The organism is Micromonospora sp. NPDC000668, from assembly GCF_042897975.1.
In the GTDB taxonomy this organism is placed as follows: domain Bacteria; phylum Actinomycetota; class Actinomycetes; order Mycobacteriales; family Micromonosporaceae; genus Micromonospora.
Window position 1 is genome coordinate 627,767 of record NZ_JBIAYP010000002.1, and the last position, 22,287, is coordinate 650,053.

The window sequence follows — 22,287 nt, forward strand, 5'->3', positions numbered from 1 at the left end:
GAAGAACTCGCCCACTGGGCGAGGTGGTGCTACTTCCATCCGGGCCGTCGAGTAGCCGCTCGACGGCCCGGGGTCTCTGGTCCGCCGGGGTCAGTCGACCTCGCGCAGGACGCGTTCGAGTGTGGTCATCCGGGATTCCATTCCGCCCAGCCGGCCGTCCAGCGCCGCGAGTAGACGGGAGTTCTCCGCCTGCGCCTGGGCGGCCGTCTCGGCGAGCCGGCGGTAGTCGTCTGAGCGGGCCGATTCGAGCCGGGCCCGTCGGGTCTTGGAGATCTGGACGACGGTTACCGCGAACACGGTGATCAGCAGGGCGAAGATGCCGATCGCGCCGACCACTTCGGTCCAGTCGTGGTCGCTCATCCCGGTCATCGGTCCGCTCCGGGCTGCTCGGCCGAGTCGGGCACGGTCAGCGTCTCGACCGCCGCCGCGATGATCTCGGGGGTGAGTGTGAGCACGAACGGCTCCACCTCGTAGTAGTTCATGGCCTTTCCGTCCTCCGACAACTCCATGCTGGCGGTGACCAGCCCGGCCGCCGCCAGCTTCCGTAGGTGGACCTGCAACAGCGCCCGGCTGATGCCCAGTTGCCGGGCCAGCCCGCTGACGTAGGCGCGCTCCCGAGCCAGCGCCGCGACGATCCGCAGCCGGTGCGGGTTGGCCAGGGTGGCCAGCACCCGGACCAGGTCGTCGCCGGTCGGCGGCGGACCAGCACTCATAACCAGCCCTTGCACATGCGAACAGAAGTTAGCGGGTGATGGCGCACGGAGGCCAGGGGTTCCGGACGGGATCAGGGGGATCTCAGGGTCACCACACGGGGTCGGACAGACAGCACGCCGGGCCGGTGATCGATCACCGGCCCGGCGTGTGGAGTGCGTTGTACGTCAGCTCTTGAAGGCGTCCTTGATCTTCTCGCCCGCCTGCTTGAGCTTGGCCCCGGCCTGGTCATTGCGACCCTCGGCCTCGAGGCGCTCGTTGTCGGTGGCCCGGCCGGCGCCTTCCTTGATCTTGCCGGCCGCGTCCTCGCTGGCGTTGTTGATCTTGTCGTCGATACCCATTTGCGAACCTCCATTGCGAGCGTCGCTACGCCATCAGCAGTACCCCCGCCACGGACGGCCCAACCATTTACGATCCGAGGAACGTCACAACCCGTCACCGCCGGCTGCCGAACGGAACCGGCGCAGGCGCAGGCTGTTGGCCACCACGAAGACCGAGGAGAAGGCCATCGTGGCGCCCGCGATCATGGGGTTGAGCAGCCCGGCGGCAGCCAACGGCAGGGCCGCCACGTTGTACCCGAACGCCCAGAACAGGTTGCCCCGGATGATGCCGAGCGTGCGCCGGGACAGCCGGATGGCGTCCACCGCGGCGTCCAGGTCACCACGGACCAGGGTGAGGTCGGACGCCTCGATCGCCACGTCGGTGCCGGTGCCCATGGCGAGGCCCAGGTCGGCCTGGGCCAGCGCTGGGGCGTCGTTGACCCCGTCGCCGACCATCGCCACCGACCTACCCTCGGCCTGGAGCCGTTTGACGACGTCGACCTTGCCGGCCGGCAGCACCTCGGCGATCACCTCGTCCACGCCCACCTCGGCGGCGACCGCCCGGGCCACGGTGACGTTGTCCCCGGTCAACAGGACCGGGGTGAGCCCCAGGGCGCGCAGCCGGGCCACGGCCGCCCGGCTGGTCGGCCGGACCACGTCGGCGACCGCGAGCACGCCCCGAGCCCGCCCGTCCCAGCCAGCGAGGATCGCCGTCCGGCCGGCGGCCTCCGCGTCGGTGACCGCCTGCTCGATCTCCGGCGGTACGTCGAGCCCGCGCTCCCGCAGCAGCCGGAGTCGGCCGATCAGCACCGCCCGCCCGTCGACGGTGGCGGTCACGCCCAGCCCTTCGAGGTTGACGAAGCCGGTCACCGGGGGCAGCGCCCCGGCGTCGGCGGCGCCTGCGGCGACCGCCCGGGCGATCGGGTGCTCGGAGGCGGCCTCCACCGCCCCGGCGAGCCGGAGCAGCTCGGCACGGTCCTCCCCGTCCGCCGGCACCACGTCCACCAGGGTCATCCGGCCGGTCGTCACGGTGCCGGTCTTGTCCAGCACCACGGTGTCCACCCGCCGGGTCGACTCCAGCACCTCCGGCCCCTTGATCAGCACGCCGAGCTGGGCGCCCCGGCCGGTGCCGACCAGCAGCGCGGTCGGCGTGGCCAGGCCGAGCGCACACGGGCAGGCGATGATCAGCACGGCCACCGCCGCGGTGAAGGCGGCGGTCGGTCCGGCCCCGGTGCCGAGCCACCAGCCGAGGGTGCCCGCGGCGAGCGTGATGACGATCGGCACGAAGACGCCGGAGATCCGGTCCGCCAGCCGCTGCACGGCCGCCTTGCCGCTCTGCGCCTGCTCGACCAGGTCCGCCATGCGGGCGAGCTGGGTGTCCCCGCCGACCCGGGTGGCGGTGACGACCAGCCGGCCGCCCGCGTTGATCGTGGCGCCGACCACGCCATCGCCCGGGCCGACCTCGACCGGCACCGACTCGCCGGTGAGCATGCTGGCGTCGACGGCCGAGGTGCCCTCGTCGACCACCCCGTCGGTGGCGATCTTTTCGCCGGGGCGGACCACGAACCGATCGCCGACGGCGAGCTGCTCCACCGGGATCAGGGTCTCCACCCCGTCGCGCAGCACCGCCACCTCCTTGGCGCCGAGTTCGAGCAGGGCGCGCAGGGCGGCGCCGGCGGTCCGCTTGGACCTGGCCTCGAAGTAGCGGCCGGCCAGGATGAACACCGTCACCCCGGCGGCCGCCTCCAGGTAGATGTTGCCGGCGCCGTCGGTGCGGGTGATGTCGAAGCGGAACGGGTGCGTCATCCCGGGCATCCCGGCGTCGCCGAGGAAGAGCGCCCAGAGCGACCAACCGAACGCGGCGAGGGTGCCGAGCGAGACCAGGGTGTCCATGGTCGCCGCGCCGTGCCGCAGGTTGGTCCAGGCGGCCCGGTGGAAGGGCAGCCCACCCCAGACCACCACCGGGGCGGCCAGGGTCAGCGACAGCCACTGCCAGTAGTCGAACTGCCAGGCCGGGACCATGGCCAGTAGGACCACCGGCACGCTGAGCGCCACCGAAACCCAGAGCCGGGTACGCGGCCCGCGCAGCGCGTCCACCGGCTGCTCGGTCGGCCCGGCGGCGGCCGGCGGGGGCGGAAGCGCGGCGCTGTAGCCGGTCTTCCGGACCGTGTCGATCAGGTCGTCCGGCGTGACGCCGTCGTCGTACCGGACGGTGGCCTTCTCGGTGGCGTAGTTGACGGTGGCGCTGACCCCGTCCATCCGGTTCAGCTTCTTCTCGATCCGGGCGGCGCAGGCGGCGCAGGTCATCCCGGCGATCGCCAGCTCGATCCGGTTCGGCGCCTCGGGCAGCGGTCTGCTGCTGGTGGTGGTCATCGTCATTCCCGTCAGTTGTGCCCGTGGCCGGGGGTGCCGTGGTCGGTGCCACCGGTCGGTGCGGGCCCGCTCGGGGTGGGCTCGCCACCGGTCGGCGGGGTGCCGGTCGTCGGGGTGCCGGCCACGACGGTGAACTCGGCGGTGTGCACCGCTCCGCCGTGCCGGAAGTCGAGGTAGAGCCGGTACGTACCGGCCGAGGGCACCTCGGCGAGGAAGGTGACGGCCGGGCCGGGTGGGGTCCGCCCGTCGCCGGGCACCCCGTCCGGGTGCACGTGCAGGTACGCCAGGTCGCCCCGGCGCAGTGCCACCAGGTGCCCGTACGCGCCCAGGTAGGGCTCCAGGTCGGTGACCGGCTGCCCGTCCCGGCTGATGGTCAGGGTCAGCGGTGAGGTGCGGCCGGGCTGCGGCGCGCCGGTCAGGGTGACCGTGTAGCCGTCGACGGTGGTGCTGGTCGTCGGGGCGGGCAGCGGTCGCTCGGTCAGCGCTCCGGGGACGGTCACGTCCACACCGAGGGTCAGCGGCTCGCCCCCGGTCGGGGTGAAGTCGGCGAACGCCCGCCACTGCCCGGGGCCGGCCAGCGGGGTGGCGACCCGCCAGGTGCCGTCCGGGGCCAGGTCGGGGTGCACGTGGCGGAAGCCGGAGAGGTCCCGTCGGGCCACGATCAGGTGCATCTGCTTGTCGTGCGCCACGTCGTACCGGGTCACCGGCTTGCCGTCCGGGCCGCCGATCCGGAAGGCGAACTCGCCTGCCGGGGCGGCGACCGGTTCGAGGGTGTAGCCGTGGTCGGAGACGAGCAGCCCGCCGGGGAACCGGTCGACCGCCTCCCCGTGGCCCGCTGGGTCCGCCTCGTGGGCGGCTCCGCCGTCGTGCCGACTCTCGGCGACCGGGGCGGCGGGGCCGGCCACCTGGCCGATCCCGTACGCCGCGCCGAAGACCGCTGCGAGGCCGAGGGCGAACCCGCCCAGTCTGGTCACCGTGTTCATGTCGGGCTCCCCGGGATCAGGCGTCGACGAGGTTGTAGCCGGCCTCGTCGACGGCGGCCCGGACGGTCTCCACGTCCAGTGGCTGGTCGCTGTTGACGGTGACCCGGCCGGTGGCAAGGTCGACCTGGACGTCGCTCACCCCCGTGATGGCGCCCACCTCGGCGCTGACCGCGCTCACGCAGTGCCCACAGGTCATGCCCTGCACCTGGTACGTCGTGTTGACCATCGGACTGATCTCCCCTCTGCCGCCTCCGAGCCTATACCCCCCGGGGGTAATCTGGAGACGGACCTCCGCCTTTGCCTGTACCGGTACCCGGTTGGGGTATTGCGGCAGGAGACGACCGTACCATACCCCCCAGGGGTACGCTATCCTGGTCCTCATGACCGCACCCACCCCGATCCGCGGATACACCGCCAGCAAGGACCAGCTGCTCACGCGGCTTCGCCGCGTCGAGGGGCAGGTCCGTGGCATCGAGAAGATGGTCGACGAGGACCGCTACTGCATCGACGTGCTCACCCAGATCTCCGCGATCCAGGCCGCCCTGGACAAGGTGGCGTTGGGCCTGCTCGACGGGCACGCCCGGCACTGCATGCACGAGGGAGCGGCCGAGGGCAGGGCCGACGAGATGGCCTCCGAGATGATGGCGGCGGTCGGCCGGCTGATGAAGCGCGGCTGAGGTTTCTCAGCCGGGCTCCGGGGCGAGGCGTACCCGGCGCAGCAACTGGGCGTTGAGCGCCACCACGATGGTGGACGCGGACATCAGCACCGCCGCCAGCGCCGGGCTCAACGCCACCCCCGCCCAGGCCAGCACACCGGCCGCCAGCGGCAGCGTCACCACGTTGTAGCCCGCCGCCCAGGCCAGGTTCTGCCGCATCTTGCGGTACGACGCCCGGGAGAGCCGGACCACGGCACCGACCCCGCGCGGGTCCGACGACGCCAGCACCACCCCGGCGGACTCGATCGCGACATCGGTGCCCGCGCCGATCGCGATGCCCACATCGGCACGGGCCAACGCCGGGGCGTCGTTCACCCCGTCGCCGACCATCGCCACGGTCAACCCCCGCCGCTGGAGTTCGGCAACCCGGTCGTCCTTCTCCGCTGGCAGCACCTCGGCGAAGACCTCGTCGACGCCGGGCCGGAAGCCGAGGTCGGCGGCCACCGCCTCGGCCACCGGTCGGGCATCACCGGTGATCATGGCGATGGTCCGGACGCCCTCGGTGCGCAGCTCGACGATGGCCTGACGGGCCTCCGGACGCACCTCGTCGGTCAGTGCGAACGCGCCAAGCACCGTGTCCGGCAGCCGTACCAGGTGCAGCACGGCGGCACCCCGCGCCGACCATCGCCCGGTCGCCGCGTCCAACTCGGCCGGAAGCGACAGGCCCATCTCCCGCAGCAGCGCCGGCCCGCCCACCGCGTACTCCGTACCGTCGATGGTGGCCTGCACGCCGCGGCCCGGCAGCGACCGGAACCCGGCGGCCCGGGTCGGGCCGGCGCGTCCGGCAGCCGCCACGATCGCCCGGGCCAGCGGATGCTCGCTGTCGGATTCCACGCCGGCCGCGATCCGCAGCGCCTCGTCCCGCCCGACGCCGGGCACCGTCACCACGTCGGTGACCACGTGCTCGCCCCGGGTCAGGGTGCCGGTCTTGTCGAAGAGCACCACGGCCACGGTCCGCATCCGCTCCAGCGCCAACCGGTCCTTGACCAGGATCCCGGATCGCGCGGCCAGCGCGGTGGAGAGCGCGACGACCAGAGGGATGGCCAGACCGAGCGCGTGCGGGCAGGCGATCACCAGGACGGTGACCGCGCGGACCACCGCCTCGTCCGGCTCGCCGAGCGCAGTCCAGACCAGCACGGTCAGCACCGCGGTGCCGGTGGCCACGTAGAACAGCGCGGCGGCGAACCGGTCAGCCAGCAGTTGTGCCCGCCCGCCGGAGCGCTGCGCCTGCGCGACCATCCGCTGGATGCCGGCGAGCGCGGTCTGCTCACCCAGCGCCTCGACGCGGACCCGGATCGCCGAGTCGGTGGCGACGGTGCCGGCCACCACACGGTCCCCGGCCGACCGGGCGACCGGACGCGACTCGCCGGTGATCATCGATTCGTCCAGCTCGGCGCCGCCGTCCACGATCCGGCCGTCCGCCGGTACTCGGCCCCCGGGCCGGACCAGCACCACATCGCCGATCCGCAGCTCGGCCACCGACACCGCCTCGACCCGCCCGTCCGCCGTCACCCGCTCGGCCTCGTCGGGCAGCAGTGCGGCCAGCGCCGCGAGTGCGCCCCGGGCCTGCCCGATGGCCTTCATCTCCTGCCAGTGCCCGAGCAGCATGATGGTGACCAGCGCGGCCAGCTCCCACCAGAAGTCCAGGTCGAAGGCTCCCAGGCTGGTGGCCAGCGACGCGGTGTAGGCGACGGTTATCGCCATCGCGACCAGCAGCATCATGCCCGGCGCCCGGTCCCGCACCTCGCGGACCGCACCGACCAGGAACGGCCAGCCACCCCACCAGAACACAACCGAGCCGAGCACCGGCCCGACCCAGGAGCGCCCCGGTACGTCCAGCCGGAGGCCGAGCCGGTCCAGCACCAGGTCGCTCGTCAGCACCACCGGGACGGTGAGCACCAGGCAGACCCAGAACCGACGGCGGAACATCGCCGGGTCGTGCCCGGCGTGCTTGTCATGCCCGGCGTGCTCGTCATGCTGCTTCGGCCCGGCGGACCCGGCGTGCTGCTGGTGACTGCCGGGACGGTCGGGCTCGGGCTGTGACGGAGCGGACATGACTCCAACATGCCGGTCCGGTCACCGCCGTGCGGGCGGTTCGACCGCGCGACACCGCGCCACAACCTGCGTCCGCGGGTCGGGCTGGCTAGCATTTCCCACGATGGCCCTCCGGACCTCGCTACGCAGTCGGGCGCCGACGCCGCCACGATGTGGCGTCGCCTCCGGTCGACCGCGCCGAGCACTCACCGTCCGTAGTCGTCATGTCGCCACCCAGCGATTCGTCATGCCCGTCGCCGCATTCCCGCGGCGGCGGTGAACCGACCGGCCCGCCGGCACGTACCCCGCACCGGATCGTTGGGAGTCTCGCATTGGGTTCCGACCACAGCCGTTCCACTCCGTCCGCCCCGCCCCGGGTACGACGGATCCTCATCGCGACCGTGGTACCGCTCTTCGTCGCCACCGTGCTCGCCGCGGTGGTGCTCTGGCCACGCGACGGGTCGCCGCAGACCGCCGGGGGCACGGACGTGCCGCGCTACCACGGCACGGTGACCCGGGTGGTGACCGAGCCGTGCCCGCCGGCCGCACCGAGCCCCGAGGGCACGCCGGACGCCGGGGCCGGGCTGTGCGGCACCGTGGACGTCCGGGTGGCCGACGGGCCGGCTGCCGGCCAGCAGGTCCAGACGCCGGTGCCGGACGGACCCGGCGCACCCCGGGTCGAGGTCGGTGACGAGGTCATCCTGGTCGAGCTGACCGATCCGGCCGATCCCGTCGCCAGCAGCTGGAACATCGCGGAGCACCAGCGCGGCACGCCGTTGGTCTGGCTGGCGGTGGTCTTCGCCGCCGCGATCGTCGCGTTCGGCCGGTGGCGGGGCCTGGCCGCGCTGGCCGGGCTGGCCGCCAGCTTCGCCATCCTGCTCACCTTCGTGCTCCCGGGGATCGGCGCTGGCCGATCACCGCTGCTGGTGGCGGTGGTCGGCGCCGCCCTGATCATGTTCGTGGTGCTCTACCTGACGCACGGGGTCACCGCGCAAACCTCGGTCGCGGTGCTCGGCACCCTGGGCAGCCTGGTGTTGACCGGCGTGCTCGCCACCATCGCCACCGCCGCCACCCACCTCACCGGCTTCGGCAGCGAGGACGCCACCACGCTGTCGATGTTCCAGGCCAACGTGGACCTGCACGGCCTGCTGCTCGCCGGGATCATCATCGGCTCGCTCGGGGTCCTCGACGACGTGACGGTCACCCAGGCGGCCACCGTCACCGAGCTGGCGAACGCCAACCCCGGGCTGACCCGGTTGCAGCTCTACCGGGCGGCCACCCGAGTCGGCCGGGCGCACATCGCCTCCACCGTCAACACCATCGTGCTGGCGTACGCGGGTGCCTCACTGCCGCTACTGCTCCTGCTCACCGCCGACTCGCGACCGCTCGGGCAGATCCTGACCAGCGAGTTCCTCGCGCAGGAGATCGTCCGCAGCGCGGTCGCCACGCTCGGCCTCATCGCCGCCGTACCGCTGACCACCGGACTGGCCGCCGTGGTGACCGCAGCCGGCCGGTCGGGTGCCGAGCCGCCCGCCGACCCGGCCGCCGAGCCGCCCGCCGAGCGACCCAGGCCGGACCGCGCGGAGGCACTGGCCGCACTCAGCTCACCGCGCACGGGTCGACCCGACCCAACCGGACCCGATCCGACGCGGGCCACACCCCCAACCACCGCCACCGACCGGTGGCACGAGCCGGACAGGAGCACGGAGACGGCATGGTGACACTCCTCAGCGTGACGAGGTGGGGCATCCGCCCTGAGAACCGCGTCACTGGTCACTCAGCGCCATGGCGAAATGACGCTTTTAGTCGGCATCTGGACGTAGCTCAGCCGGTCGACTCTCGGGTAACCTCGCTGCCGGTTACCGCTGAAGGCGCGACGCAGCGCCTGCGGTGCCACCGCCCAATCGCCAGCTGGCGAGCCGGGGACCCAGGCACGTGGGGTGAATCCGCGTCAGCGGTAGGGGCCACTTCCGCCCCGAACCCGTCAGCTAACCCGGTCGGCGGTCGACGGAAGGGAATATTGTGACGGCACCCCTACGCCGCTGGTTGACACCCGTGGTGGCCGTGATCGCCGCACTGACCGTGCTCGCCGGCCCCCTCCCGGCGCACGCCGCCCCGACGACCCCCACACCGTCCGGGCACGAGGAGGACGGCGAGCCCGCGCTGCTCAACGACGTGATCGAGAAGGCCAACCGCGACTACTCCGCCGCCAAGTCCAAGTTGGACAAGTCCAAGAAGCGGCAGATTGAGCTGGCGGCGGAGGTCGACCGGGCCAACGCGGAGTTGAAGAAGCTGGCCCCCCAGGTCGGGCAGATCGCCGCCCAGTCGTACCGGACCGGCCGGATCGGCGCGATCGCGATGCTGTTGGAGAGCGACGCCCCCGACTCGTTCGTCCAGCGCGCCGCGGTGCTCGACGAGATGAACATGGTCAACGAGAAGAAGCTCTCCGAGGTCAACACGGTGAAGTCCCGCGCCGAGCAGGCCAAGCTGGCCCTCGACGCGGAGGTCCGCGAGCAGCAGAAGCAGACCGCCCTGATGGCGAAGGAGAAGCGCGACGCCGACAAGGCACTCGCGCTGGTCGGTGGGAAGGGCTTCACCGGCGGCCTGGTGTCGGCGACCTCACCGGTCGCCCGGATCGGGCCCAACCGGACCGCCGACGGTGACTGGAAGTCCGAGTCGTGCAGCGAGAACGACCCCACCACCTCCGGCTGCGTCACCCCGCGCACGCTGCACGCGTACAAGGAGGTCAAGCGGGCCGGCTTCAACCGGTTCGTCGGCTGCTACCGCTCCGGCGGGCCGTGGGAGCACCCGAAGGGCCGCGCCTGCGACTGGTCGTTGCAGAAGAGCGGCTTCAGCCCGTGGCACAACGAGGACACCCGGACGTACGGCAACAACGTGGCCGCGTTCCTCATCCGCAACGCCGACCGGCTCGGTATCTACTACGTGATCTGGAACCGACAGATCTGGTTCCCGGCGACCGGCTGGAAGTCGTACAGCGGGCCGTCGAACCACACCGACCACGTACACATGTCGATGCTCTGACCGCATGTCCACCCGTCGAAGGGCCGTCCCGCGTCGCGGGGCGGCCCTCGTCGCGTCAGGCGGCGGCGGGCGCGGTCGGGCCGGCCGCCGTGCTGGGCCCGGTCGGTACGTCGAGCGCCGTGGCGGTAGCCGGCACTGCGGCCACCGGGCGCACCACGCCGGCGGCGAGCCGGTACGACACCCCCACCACCGCGCAGCGCCCCTGCGCCACCTCGGCTGCCAGCACGGGCGACTGGCCGAGCAGCGCCTCGACGGTCTGCGCGATGTGGATGTCGACGATGCCGTCGATGTCGTCCACCCCCTCGGCCTCGGCGCGACGCAGGCTGGGCAGCACGGCGTCGACCACGGCACGCAGGTGCCCCCGGGGCGGGGTGCCGGTGGCGGCCGCCTCCCGGGCCGCCTGGACCGCGCCGCAGGAGTCGTGGCCGAGCACCACCACCAGCGGAGTGCCGAGCACGGTCACCGCGTACTCCACGCTGCCCAGCACCTCCGGGCCGGTCGTGTGCCCGGCTGTGCGGACCACGAAGAGGTCGCCCAGCCCCCGGTCAAAGATGATCTCGGCGGCCAGTCGGGAGTCGGAGCAGCCGACGATCACCGCGAACGGGTGCTGTCCGTCGGCGACCGCCGCCCGGTGCCCGGCGTCCTGGTTGGGGTGGCGCGGGGCGCCGCTGACGAAGCGCCGGTTGCCGGCGGCCAGCTCGGCGTACGCCCGGGCCGGCTCGGTGAGCGCTGGCGCCCGGTCGGTGGCCCGCTGCGGACCCGGCTTGCCGCCGGGTGTACCGGGACTACTCATCCCGCACCTCGTCTCACGCGTTTGACCTGCTCAAATGGCTCTTCAGCCGGGCCGGCGGCGGGCGCTGGCTCGGGCTCCACGGTCACACGCACCACAAGATGCGTCAAGATATGCGTGAGTTAGATTTCATACGTTGGCCCTGGGCCGGCCCTTCGGAGGTGCCACCGAGGCCAGGGCGGACAACCGGAGAGGCGGACCCACGATGGCGAGCACGGCGGCGGGCGACACCGGCAGCGGCCGGAACTGGACGTTCCTCACCAACCACGGACACGTCCTGCTGGCCATCGCCCGCGACCCCACCGCCCGGCTGCGCGACGTGGCGGCCGAGGTCGGCGTGACCGAGCGGGCCGCACAGGCGATCGTCGCGGACCTGGAGGCCGGCGGCTACCTGCACCGCACCCGGGTCGGCCGGCGCAACGAGTACACCCTCAACCCGGCCGGCCGGTTCCGGCACCCCGCCGAAGCAGACCGTCAGGTCGGCGATCTGCTCGCGCTCTTCGCCGAGACGCCCGCCGCAGCAGCCACCCACCCGTCCTGACCGCCGTCCCTCGGGCCGCGGCCCGAGGGAGCACAGCGGTAATCTCTGTGGGTGCGCGAATGCCTGCCGTCAAGCGCGACCGATCCGTCCCGCCACACCGGCCGTGCCATCCGAGGGGTCCTCAGTGGAACGCTGGCGGCCCTACTCGGCGCCGCCCTGGTGGCTCCCTCCCCAGCGGCCGCGGCACCGCCCACCTGCGGCCCCGCCGGCGAGGACGGCCTGGTGGAGATGCCGTGGGCACTGCGCCGACTGGAGCCGTCCTCGGCGTGGCCGCTGTCCCGGGGCGCCGGGGTGACCGTGGCGGTGATTGACTCCGGGGTCTCCGCCATCCACCCGCTGCTCAAGGACCAGGTGATGGAAGGCCGCGACTTCAACAGCCTGCCGGCCAACCAGGGCCAGTGCGACCTGGTCGGGCACGGCACGATGGTGGCCGGCATCATCGCCGGCCGGGAGGGCACCGGCGTCCCGTTCAGCGGCATCGCACCGGCCGCCCGCATCCTGCCGATCCGGGTGCTGCCGGACGCCAAGGGCACCAACGACGAGGCGCTACCCGGGCAGATCGCCGCGGCCATCGACTGGGCGGTCGACAACGGCGCCGACGTGATCAACCTGTCCCTGGTGACCCTGCCCCGCCCCGAGCTGGCGGAGGCCGTCGAGAACGCGCTCGCCAAGGGTGTCGTGCTCGTCGCCGCCGCCGGCAACCGGCAGGAGCAGCAGGAGGACAAGCCGGCCTACCCGGCCGCGTACCCCGGGGTGATCGCGGTCGCCGGTGTGGACGAGCAGGGCGGCCACGTGGGCACCTCGGTCAGCGGCACCTACGTCGACGTCGCCGCCCCGGGGCTGAACATCGTCGGCCCGGCACCGGGCGGCAGCGGCTACCGCGCCGAGCCGACCGGCGGCACCAGCTTCGCCGCCGCGTACGTCTCGGGTGTGGCCGCGCTGGTCCGGGCGGCCTACCCGGACCTCCGTCCACAGCAGATCGCCGAGCGGCTGGAACGGACGGCGGACAACCCGCCGGACGGGCACAACGCGGAGGTCGGCTACGGCGTGGTCAACCCGTACCGGGCGCTGTCGAGCCTGCTGGGCACCCGGACGGACCCGCCCGCTGGCGCGCTCCCGCCGCCCGCCCGCCCGGACGACCCGCTGGGCTGGCAGCGCACCGCCGCGATCTGGGCGGCGGCGGCCGGCGGTCTGCTCACCGTGCTACTGCTGGCCGCCCGGCCGATCATGATCCGGGGCCGCCGACGCGGCTGGCGCCCGGGCCGGCGCACCGACTCACCGGTCGCCGGCTGACGGCGCCGAACGGCACAACGCGATGCGGCTCCGGCCCGGTGGAACCGGACCGGAGCCGCATCGGCGCTTGCCTCAGCCCCACACCTTCGAGTTGCTCATCTCGGTGGTGAGGTAGTTCTCACGGGCGATGCCAACGGCACCACCGATCTCGTTCAGGATCCGGTTGATGTCCCGGACCGACGAGTCCCACTTGGCCTGGTGCTGCTCGTAGGCAGCCCGGTCCTGGCCGTCCCACTCGAGCTTGCTCAGCATCTGCCGCAGCGTGTCGAGCTTCTCTTCGAGAGTCTTCGAGATGGCCTGCATCTGCTGGTTGCTGCTCTCGAGGACCGCGTAGTCAACTTTGATAGCCATGGTTTCCTCCTCTGCTGGCTACGGGATCACGGGTTGAGAGCAGAGTGGAACTTGTCCAGCATCTGCTGCTGCTCTTCGTCGTTGACCTGGTGCGTCGTACCCGACTTGTCGAGCAGGTCAGCGATGTTGTCCATCGCCGTCAGCAGATTGACGGTGTCCTCGTTCCAGCGCGTCATCAACGACTGGAAGCCCGTGGACGCCTGACCCTTCCACGCCATGGCCAGGTCGTCGACTACGTTCCACAGCTTCTTCAGCTCGCCGTCGACCTCGCTGCGCGTGGACCGCACGTCACTCGCGGCAGTATGCAGAGTCGCAGCTTCGACCTCGAACGCCATGCTTCACACCCTTCCGTCTTGTTGTGGCGGCGGCTTTGCCGCACCCCTCCCCCGCGGCAAGGTAGCAACACCCCACCGACGGACACTCCAGTAGAGACCGTAGCGGAACCTGTCCAGCCCGCGCAGCCCTGACCGGCCGCGTTCCATGGATACTGGTGAATCGGGTCAGGTGGATCGGGAATACGACTGGAAATTCATCACCAAACTGACCACCGGAGCGACGCGCCGATCGATCCTGACGCACGGAACGACGTGGCCTGACCCGGCCTCGTCACGACGGCTCCGACCAGGCGGTCTGGATCAGCTGCTGGCCGTCGCGGCGGCGCACCAGCGTGCCCCGGCCGGGCGGCTGCGGGCTCGGCCGCAAGGCGCCGAAGACGGCGCCCTCCTCCCGGCTGCCGGACATCAACAGGCCGGGCGAATCCAGCTCACGCAGCCTCTGCAGCACAGGCTCGTAGAGCGCCCGGGACACCCCGCCGACCCGCCGCGTGATGACCAGGTGCAGGCCGATGTCGCGGGCCTGCGGCAGCAGCTCCAGCAGGGCGCTGAGCGGGTTGCTGCCACCCGAGGCCACCAGGTCGTAGTCGTCCACCAGGATGTACAGGTCCGGGCCCTTCCACCAGCTGCGGTCGCGCAACTGGGCGGTGGTCACGTCCGGGCCGGGCAACCGGTTGGTCAGGGCACTGCGGATCGAGCCCAACCCCTGGGCGAACGCCTGGTTGGACGGGGCGTAGTCCAGCAGGTGGTCGCCCTCCACCGCGCCCAGCAGCCCGCGCCGGTAGTCGGCGATCACCAGCCGGGCCTGGGCGGGCGTGTACCGGTCGGTGATGCCCCGGGCGATCAGTCGCAGCAGGTTGGTCTTGCCGCACTCGGCATCGCCGAAGACCGTCAGGTGCGGCTCGTTTGCCAGGTCCAGGTAGACCGGTGCCAGCGCCGACTCGTTCACGCCGATCGGCAGGCCGGGCGCCGACCGGTCGATGATCCGGGCCAGCTCGGCCACCGGCAGCTTGCGCGGCAGCAGCCGCACCTTCGGCGCCGGCCGGCCCGGCCAGTTGGCCGCCACGTGCCCGGCCAGGGCGATCGACGCCTCGCTCAGATCGTCGATGTCCCGGCGGCCGTCGATCCGCGAGACCGCGGTGAGGAAGTGCAGCTTGTCGCGGGTCAGGCCGCGACCGGGCGCCTTCTCCGGCACATTCATCGCCGAGCGACGGTCGATCTCGGACTCCGAGGCGTCACCCAGGCGCAGCTCCAGCTTGGTGCCGAGCAGATCCCGCATGTTGATCCGGATCTCCGCCCAGCGCACCGCCGTCAGCACCACGTGCACGCCGAAGCCGAGGCCCCGGTTGGCCAGCGTGGTGATGGTCTGCTCCAGCTCCTCGTACTCCTGGCGCAGCGTGTTCCACCCGTCCACCACCAGGAACACGTCGCCGAACGGGTCGTCGGCGAACTCGCCGGCGGCCCGACGACGGCGGTAGCTGGCCACCGAGTCGATGCCGTGCTGGGCGAAACGCGCCTCCCGCTCGTCCAGGACGGCGACCACCTCGGCCACCGTACGGCGCACCGCCTCGACGTCCCGCCGGCCGGCCACCCCGGCCATGTGCGGCAGCCGCTCCAGGCTGCGCAGCGCGCCACCGCCGAAGTCCAGGCAGAAGAACTGCACCTCGCGCGGCGTGTGGGTGAGCGACAGCGAGGCGAGCAGCGAACGCAGCATGGTGCTCTTGCCGCTGAGCGAACGGCCGACGATGACCACGTTGCCGCCGGCCCCGGCGAGCTCGACCATCATCGGGTCACGGCGCTGCTCGTACGGCCGGTCCACCACGCCGACCGGTACGGTGAGCCGCCCTCGGCCCGGCCAGGACGCGGTGCACAGCCCGTACGTCGGGTCGACGGCCAGCGGGCCGAGCAGCTCACCCAGGCCCGGCGGGTCGGCGAGCGGCGGCAGCCACACCTGGTGCGCCGGACGACCCCGGCCCCTGAGCTGGTCGATCAGCACGTCGAGCATCGCGACGGCCTTACCGTCGGCCGGCTGCTCCGGCTCCGGCGCAGTGTCCACCGGCATCTGCGGGATCTGCGCCGGTATGAAGTCGAGGCCGTACGGCACGATCCGGCGCTGCACCAGGGCCTGCGACGCTGATGCCTGCTGCCCCGGCGCCCGGTACGCCCCGGACACGTACGCCGCTCGGAACCGCAGCATCGTGCTGGTGTCGGTCTTCAGATAGCCGTGGCCCGGCGCGTTCGGCAGCTCGTACGCGTCCGGCACGCCGAGCACGATCCGGCTCTCCACGGCGGAGAAGGTACGCAGACCGATCCGGTACGACAGGTGCGTGTCCAGGCCGCGCAGCTTGCCCTCTTCCAGCCGCTGGCTGGCCAGCAGCAGGTGCACGCCGAGCGACCGGCCGAGCCGGCCGATCATCACGAACAGGTCGATGAAGTCGGGCTTGGCGGCGAGCAGCTCACTGAACTCGTCGCAGATGATCAGCAGGCTGGGCATCGGCGCCAGCGGTTCGCCGGCCGCCCGGGCCTTCTCGTACTCGAAGCGGGAGACGTAGTTGCCGGCCGCCCGCAGCAACTCCTGCCGACGCACCATCTCGCCCGCGAGCGCGTCGCGCATCCGGTCGACCAACGGCAGCTCGTCGGCCAGGTTGGTGATCACGGCGCTGGTGTGTGGCAGCGCCTCCAGGGAGGCGAACGTCGCGCCACCCTTGAAGTCCACCAGGACGAAGTTCAGCTCCTCCGACGAGTGGGTCACCGCCAGTGCGGCCACCACCGTACGGAGCAACTCGCTCTTGCCGGACCCGGTCGCACCGATCACCAGGCCGTGCGGGCCCATGCCCTCGTGCGCCGACTCCTTGAAGTCGAGCTCGACCACGTTGCCGTCCGGGCCGACGCCGAGCGGGATGCGCAGCCGGTCCCGGTGACCGCGCGGGCGCCAGGTCTGGTGGACGTCCACCGCCGCGGCGTCGCCGACGCCGAGCAGGTCCGGTAGCTCCGTGCTGCGAGCCAGCGGCTCCTCGTTGCTGGTCTGCTGCTGGGAGAGCCGGAAGGGGGCGATCTGCCGGGCCAGCCCCTCGGCGGCCTCGGCGCTGAGCCGGTCCGGTCGGCCGAGCTGCGAGGACGTGCTGCCCCGGACCAGGTCGAGCGTGCTTCCGTCGCCCACGTCGAGGCAGAGCAGCCAGCGGCCGGCGTCGCGCGGCACCGTTCCGGAGAGGTCGATCATGGTGGCGCCGAGCAGGCCCTGACCCACCAGCTGGCAGGTCGGTGAGACCTCGCCGCCGTCGATCACCAAGACCAGGTGCTGCGCGGTCGTGAGCGGCTTGGCCTCGGGCGCGAACCGGGGCCGCCCGGCCAGCTCCCCGGCGAGCGCCGCCTCGGCCTCGGCCAGGCTGGCGAAGACCAGCCGGCGGGCGCCGGCGGCGTCCGTACGTCCACTGTGGTGGGCGTGCGGCAGCCACTTCACCCAGCCCCAGGCCGACTGCCGGTCGGGCGCGGCGACCACCGCGATCACCAGGTCCTCCGGGGCGTGGAACGTGGCCAGCTGGCCCAGTGCCGCCCGGGTCAGGTCGAGCACGGGCTCCCGGTCGCCGCGCAGCACCACCCGACTGAACGCGCGCACCGACAGCGCGGTCGGCAGGTCGGGCACGGTGGAGTGGGCGCGGACGAACCGGCGCAACGCGATGGCGCTCATCGGCTCCAGGTCCTCGACTGGCTTCGTCTCCGGCGGAACGATCTCCACCGCCAGCCGCTGCGGGCCGAGCGCGATCCGGGTCTCGCCGAAGTCGTCCTCGGTGATCCGCCGCTCCCAGAGCCGCCGGGACGCGGCGATCGACCAGAGCGCGTCGGGCTCCGGGTGACGCCAGGCCATCGCCGCCCGCTGCTGCTCCGCCGCGCGCCGGGTGCGCTTGCGCATCTGGGCCAGGTAGCGCATGTAGTCGCGGCGTTCGGCGTTCACCTCGGCCTTGTCCTTGCCGCCGCTGTTGCTCAGCGAGCCGATCGCCATCCCGAGCATCGAGACGCCGAACAGGCCACCGGCGACGTACGTCATCATGCCGCCGCCCCGGCCGGCGTAGAGGAAGGCCATCGCGCCGACGCCACAGAACATCGGCAGGATCATGAGCACCTGCCCCATCCCGCGGGGCGTGGGCTCGGGGAGCTCAGGAGGTGACTCCAGTAGCACCTCACCGCGCGGCAAGGCAGGCCCCGGCTGACGCGGGAGCCGGCGGAACACGACCGTGCTCACGGCTGTCTCCTCCCCAGAAGCGGCCCTGATGACGTGCAGTCGCGAACCAAAGTCCGCGGGTGGGCATCGTACGTGCCCGCCATCGTAGGTAATCTCCCGTGGGCGCGGTGGACCCGCACCGCGGCACCCCGGCCAGCTGATCGTAGACGGACACCTGGAGGCCACTGTGGCGACGAAGACGGCGACCGGTGGTCTGAGCCGGATCACCATCGTGGCACCCCGTACCCGAATGGACCTGGCCCTACCGTCGGACGTGCCGATGGCGGACCTGCTGCCCACCCTGCTGCGCTACGCGGGGGAGGACCTGGCCGACGACGGCGTGCGGCACGGCGGCTGGGCACTGTCCCGATTGGGCGGTGCCCCCCTGGATGGCGGACGTACCGCCGCGCAGCTCGGCGTGCGCGACGGTGAGGTGTTGTATTTCAACCCCCGGTCCGCCGCCGCGCCGGAGATCGTCTTTGACGACGTGGTGGACGCGGTCGCCACCGCGACCAACCAGCGCCCCGGCGCCTGGCAGGCCGGCTCGACCCGGTCCTTCGCGGTGCTCTTCGCGGCGGCCGCGCTCGGTGCCGGAGCGCTCGCCGCACTCTTCGCGGGTCCGCCACACCTGCCCGGCGCGCTGGCCGCCCTGCTCGTCACGGTGGCGCTGCTGGTCGTCGCCGCGGTGCTGTCCCGGGCTGCGGGTGACAGCCGGACCGGGGCGGTGCTGGCCATTGTCGGCCTGGTGCACGCCGGCGTCGGCGGTCTGCTGCTGCTCGCCGGCGACCGGTCGCTGACCGACCTGGCCAGCCCGCACGTCCTGCTCGCGGCCACCGCCGTGGTGGTCGCCGGGGCGGTGGCCGCGCTGGCCGTCGGCGACCGCTACCCGCTCTTCTTCGGCGCGATCGGGGTGGGTGCGGCGACCGGTTTCGGCGCGGTGCTCTGCCTGATCTTCGGCATCGACGCGCCGGCCGCGGCCGCGGTGATTGCGGCGGTCGCGTTCGGCGCGGTGCCGGCGCTGCCGATGCTGGCCTACCGGCTTGCCCGACTGCCGGTGCCGTCGATCCCGACCGGTCCGGAGGACCTGAAGACTGACAGCGAGTCGGTCGACGGGCGCCAGGTGCTCCAGCTCAGTGAGCGGGCCGACCAGTTCCTCACCGGCCTGCTGTGGACGGTGTCGCTGCTGGTGCTCGGCGCGCAGCTGGTGCTGGCCCTGGACGGTCGGCTGCCGGCGGTGCTGTTCTGCCTGGTGCTGGCCCTGCTCTCGCTGCTGCGGGCCCGTCCGCTCCTGGGCCGCGCCCAGCGCACCCCGGTGCTGCTGGCCGGCACCGTCGGGCTGGGCCTGGCCGCCGCGGCCACCTTCGCCGGCGGGTCGCTGCCGGTCCGGCTCGGCCTGATCCTCGGTGGGCTGCTGCTGGCCGCCGTGGTCAGCCTGATCTACGGCCTGACCGTGGCCGGCAAGCGCATCTCCCCGGTCTGGGGCCGGTTGCTCGACATCGTGGAGATCCTGCTGATCATCTCGCTGGTCCCGCTCGCCGTCTGGGTCTGTGGCCTGTACGGCTGGATCGTGAACCTGCGGCCCTGACCCGAGGGCTCCGCCGCCCTACTGACCGGCCAGGCGAACGGCCGGTCAGTGGGGCGGGCGGTCAGTGGGCGGGCGGTCAGCGGGGTTGTGGGCCGGAGAAGCCGCCCAGCGCCGATGCGACCGGTGCGCTGGCGTACACGCCGGGGGCGTGCTGCCCGTCCACCGGCCGGGGTGACGTGCCGGCCCGCTGCGCGACGTCCTGGACGACCTTGACCAGCGCCTCGACGTGGTTGTCCATCGCCGCGACGCGCACCAGCGGCGCCGCCACCCGCCCGTCCGGCGACACCGCGGCGGCCACCGTGTGCGAAGGCGCGGAGGTCGCGGTGATCGCTTCCACCAACGGGCCTAGCGGTGCGTCCGATCGGCCCCGCAGGGCCAGACAGCGGTGCGTCCAGCCGCCGCCGCGCAGCCCCTGCCAGGTCTCCGCTGGCGGCTCCGGCACCAGGTCCAGCCCGGCGGCCGAGACCACGGCCGCGCGCAGCTCGTCGCGGCCCAGCGGTCGGTGGGCCAGCCCCGCGGCGGTCAGTGCTTTGCCCAATCTGCCAATTCCGGCAGCCAACGTCCGGTGTACGCCGGGCAGCCCGCCGCCCCGGCTCACCGTCTCCACCCGAGCGTCGCGGACGGTGAGCCGCAGCGCCACCCAGACGGTCCGGTGCGCTGCCGGCGGCGCACCGGGCGCCGGGTACCAGACCAGGGTGTGCGCGACGACCTGAGCCCGGGACACCGGCGCGGCGAATTCCGTGAGCACCCGCAGCGCCCGGTCCACCGCCGACGCGTCCATCGAACCGACCGTCGTGCCGGAGGCGGGTTGCAGCGCGACCGCGGCGAACCAGCCCTGGGCGTCCTGCCCGATGCCGAGCCGGGTGCCCCGGTCGGTCAGCTCGATGACGGTCAGCTCGGGGGCGAGCGCGGCCAGCCGGGGGTCCGCCGCCGTACCGTCGGCCAACGTCGCCGCGGCACGCTCGCGGCGACGCCGCAGCCGCCGCCGCAGCAGCAGGTCCTCGAACCACCAGCGGCCACCCCGACGGGCGAACACGGCCAGGACGACCAGCGCCGCCACCGTGCCCACCGCGGCGAGCAACCAGCTGGGCCCGGCCCCCGCGGCCCAGACGGCGACCGCGCAGACCTCCAGCACGACGAGCTGCCCGACCAGCACCGGGCCGACCCGTCCCCGGCCGGGGCGATCGGCTGGCGGGGTCGCCCGCGCCGGGACGTCGGACGGGTTCTTGGCCACTCGGGCGGGTCGCGCCTGAACCTGCGTCATCGGTGACTGTCCCTCCTGCACGGTACGGCTGCGCCGGGTCGTTCCGGCGTCGGCCAAGGGCGGTGGTCCCAAAGACCCGCCGTCGGCCCCTTATCGTAGGGAAGCCCGCGACGGCGTTCCGACCTGATCGTCGCGGATCCACCCCGCCGGAGGTAAGTCATGCGGACCCGCCGCGATCAGGTGCAGGCGTACCGCTTCGTCACCCGCCGGATCGTCTCGGCGTTGCTGTCGGGCGATCCGGAGACCACCAACCTGCCGATGCGACGGCTCGGCATGGCGATCTTCGGCAGTGTCATCGCCGCCGCCGTGGTGCTCGGCGGGGTCGGCGCGTACGGCCAGTTGACCGGGAACACCGCGCCACTGGAAGAGAACACGCTGGTCATCGAGCGGGAGAGCGGCGCGACGTACGTGTTCGTGGAGGGGAAGCTGCTTCCGACGCTGAACTACACGTCCGCCCGGCTGATCCTGGACACGGCTGATCCGACGGTGCGGACGATGTCCCAGGCGTCGCTGCGGGACCGGCCACGCGGCCGCACCGTCGGCATCGTCGGCGCGCCGGACGCGTTGCCGGACCGCAAGTCGCTGACCGGTCTGCCCTGGTCTGTCTGCGACGTGCCCGACCCGGCCGACCCGCGCCGCTCCAGCACCCGGGTGGTGATCGACCGTGCGCTGCCCGGCGGCACGCCGCTGGGTGACCGCGCGGCACTGGTCACCGTGGACGGTCAGCGGTACCTGCTCACCGGCGGCGCCCGGCTCCAGGTGCTCGGCGGCGACCAGGCGATCGCGGCGCTGAAGATGACCGGCACGACACCGCTGCCGGTCGGGCAGCAACTGCTCAATGCCGTACCGGCCGGGCCACCGCTGCGTAAGCCGTCGCTGCCCGGCGAGGGCGAGCGCAGCGGCCTTGCCGTGGCCGATCGACAGGCCAACATCGGTCAGGTGTTCAAGGCGGCCGGGCAGCACTACGTGCTGACTCGGGAAGGTCTCGTCTCAATTACTGAGATCACCGCGCTCTTGATGATTGGCGGCGGCGGTCAGATCACCGACATCACCCCGGATCAGGCCGGCCGGCTGCTGACCCAGCAGCGGGTGGACGAGGAGGGCCTGCCCCTGACGCTGCCCACGCTGTACGCGGCCCGGTCCGGGCAGACCGTGCTCTGCGCCACGTACCGGGCGGGCAGTGGGGGCGGCCCGCCGACCACCACCGTCGAGGTCTTCGACCGTGCTCCGGCGGAGCTGACCGCGAGCGCGTCAGGCCCGGTGCCGGTACGCCAGGCTGCCCGGGACTCGGTGCGCACGGCCGAGGCGGTGCTGCTGCCCGGCGGCAAGGGCGTGCTCGCCCAGGCAGCCCCCGGCGCCGGGACCAGTGGTTCCGTCGCCGCCGGATCGACGATCTACCTGATCAGCCCGCAGGGCGTCCGGTACCCGCTCGGGTCGGCTGAGACGCCGGCCGTCCTCGGCTACAGCGGGGTCACCCCGCTGGCGGTGCCCGGCTCGCTGCTCTCGTTGATCCCGACCGGGCCGAACCTCAACCGGGCGGACGCGTCGGCCTTCTTTTCGCCCGGTGGTCCGTCGTCGGCCGCGCCAGCACCGGAGTCGACGCCGCCCGCCTCGCCCAGCGGCACGCCGGCGAGCGGTGGGGCGGGTGGCGGGGTGCCCACGGCATCGACTGGAGCCGACGACTGAGCGGCCCGGACGGGTCGCCCCGCGTCGCACTGGTGGACTAACCTGAG

19 protein-coding genes and 1 riboswitch are annotated in these 22,287 nt (G+C 72.8%); of the genes, 7 read left to right on the top strand and 12 right to left on the bottom strand.

Annotated elements, in window-relative coordinates; translation table 11 throughout:
* Positions 1-90: 90 nt before the first annotated feature.
* From ACFY29_RS12390 to ACFY29_RS12415, 6 genes are all read right to left on the bottom strand, one after another.
* On the bottom strand, positions 91-369 hold the full coding sequence (locus tag ACFY29_RS12390; protein ID WP_386985483.1) for a hypothetical protein: 279 nt from the start codon (positions 367-369) through the stop codon (positions 91-93).
* Positions 366-713 (bottom strand): ArsR family transcriptional regulator, encoded by a 348-nt coding sequence (locus ACFY29_RS12395; RefSeq protein ID WP_355602098.1) that lies wholly within the window; start codon positions 711-713, stop codon positions 366-368. Before ACFY29_RS12395 ends, ACFY29_RS12390 begins: the two co-directional genes overlap by 4 nt.
* A 165-nt stretch (positions 714-878) precedes the next feature.
* Positions 879-1,052 carry a CsbD family protein gene (locus tag ACFY29_RS12400; protein WP_252416040.1) on the bottom strand — a complete coding sequence of 58 codons (174 nt, stop codon included), beginning with the start codon at positions 1,050-1,052 and terminating at the stop codon, positions 879-881.
* An 84-nt stretch (positions 1,053-1,136) separates the two neighbouring features.
* A complete protein-coding gene (locus tag ACFY29_RS12405) occupies positions 1,137-3,404 on the bottom strand; it encodes a heavy metal translocating P-type ATPase (RefSeq protein WP_386985486.1) in 2,268 nt (755 codons plus the stop codon).
* Positions 3,405-3,415: 11 nt separating this feature from the next.
* Positions 3,416-4,387 (bottom strand): hypothetical protein, encoded by a 972-nt coding sequence (locus ACFY29_RS12410; RefSeq protein WP_386985488.1) that lies wholly within the window; start codon positions 4,385-4,387, stop codon positions 3,416-3,418.
* A 16-nt stretch (positions 4,388-4,403) separates the two neighbouring features.
* Entirely contained in the window at positions 4,404-4,613 is a 210-nt protein-coding gene (locus ACFY29_RS12415) for a heavy-metal-associated domain-containing protein (RefSeq protein WP_386985490.1), read from the bottom strand.
* Between the two features lie 154 nt (positions 4,614-4,767).
* On the opposite strand from ACFY29_RS12415, the gene ACFY29_RS12420 reads away from it, so the two are divergent.
* The gene (locus tag ACFY29_RS12420) at positions 4,768-5,064 is read left to right on the top strand and encodes a metal-sensitive transcriptional regulator (protein WP_355602089.1); all 297 of its coding nucleotides are present in this window, start codon (positions 4,768-4,770) and stop codon (positions 5,062-5,064) included.
* A 6-nt stretch (positions 5,065-5,070) separates the two neighbouring features.
* On the opposite strand, the gene ACFY29_RS12425 is transcribed toward ACFY29_RS12420, so the two are convergent.
* On the bottom strand, positions 5,071-7,158 hold the full coding sequence (locus tag ACFY29_RS12425; RefSeq protein ID WP_386985492.1) for a copper-translocating P-type ATPase: 2,088 nt from the start codon (positions 7,156-7,158) through the stop codon (positions 5,071-5,073).
* A gap of 311 nt (positions 7,159-7,469) precedes the next feature.
* Here ACFY29_RS12425 and ACFY29_RS12430 point away from each other — a divergent pair, with 311 nt between their 5' ends.
* Together ACFY29_RS12430 and ACFY29_RS12435 are read left to right on the top strand one after the other, a co-directional pair.
* A complete protein-coding gene (locus ACFY29_RS12430) occupies positions 7,470-8,858 on the top strand; it encodes a YibE/F family protein (protein ID WP_386985494.1) in 1,389 nt (462 codons plus the stop codon).
* Positions 8,859-9,024: 166 nt separating this feature from the next.
* Positions 9,025-9,156: riboswitch (cyclic di-AMP (ydaO/yuaA leader) on the top strand.
* Positions 9,157-9,159: 3 nt separating this feature from the next.
* Positions 9,160-10,179 (top strand): coiled-coil domain-containing protein, encoded by a 1,020-nt coding sequence (locus ACFY29_RS12435; protein ID WP_386985496.1) that lies wholly within the window; start codon positions 9,160-9,162, stop codon positions 10,177-10,179.
* A 55-nt stretch (positions 10,180-10,234) separates the two neighbouring features.
* On the opposite strand, the gene ACFY29_RS12440 is transcribed toward ACFY29_RS12435, so the two are convergent.
* Entirely contained in the window at positions 10,235-10,972 is a 738-nt protein-coding gene (locus ACFY29_RS12440; RefSeq protein WP_355602084.1) for a carbonic anhydrase, read from the bottom strand.
* Positions 10,973-11,174: 202 nt separating this feature from the next.
* On the opposite strand from ACFY29_RS12440, the gene ACFY29_RS12445 reads away from it, so the two are divergent.
* Complete coding sequence (locus ACFY29_RS12445) at positions 11,175-11,510, top strand: MarR family winged helix-turn-helix transcriptional regulator (RefSeq protein ID WP_355602082.1); 336 nt, start codon at positions 11,175-11,177, stop codon at positions 11,508-11,510.
* A gap of 51 nt (positions 11,511-11,561) precedes the next feature.
* Complete coding sequence (gene mycP, locus ACFY29_RS12450; protein WP_386985498.1) at positions 11,562-12,803, top strand: type VII secretion-associated serine protease mycosin; 1,242 nt, start codon at positions 11,562-11,564, stop codon at positions 12,801-12,803.
* A 72-nt stretch (positions 12,804-12,875) separates the two neighbouring features.
* Here mycP and ACFY29_RS12455 read toward each other — a convergent pair whose 3' ends face one another.
* The 3 genes from ACFY29_RS12455 to eccCa all read right to left on the bottom strand — a co-directional run bounded on the left by ACFY29_RS12455 (position 12,876) and on the right by eccCa (position 17,726).
* Positions 12,876-13,154, bottom strand: a complete 279-nt coding sequence (locus tag ACFY29_RS12455; protein WP_328422947.1) for a WXG100 family type VII secretion target — start codon at positions 13,152-13,154, stop codon at positions 12,876-12,878.
* 26 nt (positions 13,155-13,180) lie between these two features.
* Positions 13,181-13,489, bottom strand: a complete 309-nt coding sequence (locus ACFY29_RS12460; protein ID WP_234590029.1) for a WXG100 family type VII secretion target — start codon at positions 13,487-13,489, stop codon at positions 13,181-13,183.
* A 271-nt stretch (positions 13,490-13,760) separates the two neighbouring features.
* Positions 13,761-17,726 carry a type VII secretion protein EccCa gene (gene eccCa, locus ACFY29_RS12465; RefSeq protein ID WP_386985501.1) on the bottom strand — a complete coding sequence of 1,322 codons (3,966 nt, stop codon included), beginning with the start codon at positions 17,724-17,726 and terminating at the stop codon, positions 13,761-13,763.
* A 166-nt stretch (positions 17,727-17,892) separates the two neighbouring features.
* Here eccCa and eccD point away from each other — a divergent pair, with 166 nt between their 5' ends.
* The gene (eccD, locus tag ACFY29_RS12470; RefSeq protein WP_386985503.1) at positions 17,893-19,290 is read left to right on the top strand and encodes a type VII secretion integral membrane protein EccD; all 1,398 of its coding nucleotides are present in this window, start codon (positions 17,893-17,895) and stop codon (positions 19,288-19,290) included.
* Between the two features lie 76 nt (positions 19,291-19,366).
* Here the strand turns inward: eccD and ACFY29_RS12475 are convergent, their stop codons facing one another.
* A complete protein-coding gene (locus ACFY29_RS12475) occupies positions 19,367-20,554 on the bottom strand; it encodes a type VII secretion protein EccE (RefSeq protein ID WP_386985505.1) in 1,188 nt (395 codons plus the stop codon).
* Positions 20,555-20,713: 159 nt separating this feature from the next.
* Between ACFY29_RS12475 and eccB the strand changes: the two genes are divergently transcribed.
* Positions 20,714-22,240: a type VII secretion protein EccB gene (gene eccB, locus ACFY29_RS12480; protein ID WP_386985507.1), complete on the top strand. Its 1,527-nt coding sequence runs from the start codon at positions 20,714-20,716 to the stop codon at positions 22,238-22,240.
* The last annotated feature ends 47 nt before the right edge of the window (positions 22,241-22,287 follow it).